The organism is Pseudomonas sp. HMWF006, from assembly GCF_003061205.1.
GTDB classification, from domain to species: domain Bacteria; phylum Pseudomonadota; class Gammaproteobacteria; order Pseudomonadales; family Pseudomonadaceae; genus Aquipseudomonas; species Aquipseudomonas monsensis.
Window position 1 is genome coordinate 7,317 of sequence record NZ_QAIU01000581.1, and the last position, 989, is coordinate 8,305.

The 989-nt window shown below is 61.6% G+C and carries 1 protein-coding gene; it reads right to left on the reverse strand.

From position 1 onward, the window contains the following. Nucleotides 1-989 (reverse strand): HAMP domain-containing sensor histidine kinase (locus DBR24_RS26675; protein WP_256591870.1); only part of this gene is annotated, 989 nt, incomplete at both ends.

Consider the following 989-nt stretch of genomic DNA (forward strand, 5'->3'; position numbering starts at 1 on the left):
GCGCCCCAAGATCCACCTCGAAGCGGCAGCCATTGGGCGTCATCGTGCTCAAATTGACCGTCCAGCCCTGGTTTTCACAGATCCGTTGCACCAGAGACAGGCCGAGCCCAAGGCCTTCACCACGGTTTTCCGTGCCACGCACGAAAGGCTGGAACATGGCTTCGCGTTTTTCTTCCGGAATGCCCACACCGGAGTCTTCCACCACAAACCCGTTGGCGGTAAGGGTCAGGCGAATAAAGCCCTGATCGGTGTAATGGCAAGCGTTGCGCAACAGGTTGCCCATCACCGCGGTCAGCAACGTTGCGTTGTAACAGGTGTCCGACGGGTTGCCGGGTTCGAACTGCAACCTCAGCCCCTTGCTTTCAATCGGCTCGCGCCATACGCACAACAGGCTGTCAGCCACTTGCGCAATATTCTGCTGCAGCGCCACCCCGGCGTTTTCGCGCTGGGCACGGGCGAGCATCAGGAAGGTCTGCACCAACTCGCGCATTTCCTCGCTGGCCCGGGCGATACGTTCCACCTGAGAACGACCGCGTTGATCAATGGCCGGATTCTCCAGCAGCAGTTCGCAAGAGCTGGCCAGCACCATCAAGGGGGTGCGCAGTTCGTGACTGACGTCGCTGGTGAATAATCTTTCACGGGTCAGGGCCTGACGCAGGCGACCGAGGGTGGCGTCGAACGCCACCGCCAGTTCGCCGACTTCGTCAGCCGCGTAGTCGGGGGCGAGCGGCGGCGCCAGCCCGAGCAACTGATCGCGGTGGCGAACCTGACGCGCCAGACGCACCACCGGCGCCATCACTTTGCGCGCAAGCACCCAGCCGAGGAATACCGCCAACGCCAGACTGAGCACAAAGCCCACCAGCACGACGGCAAACAGCACACGCTCGCGCTCTTCGAAATCGCTCTGATCCTGCAGCAGCACATATCGCCGGCCGTCGACGATTTCGACCATGGCGTGATACGACAACTGTTCGCGGAAGACTTCATGG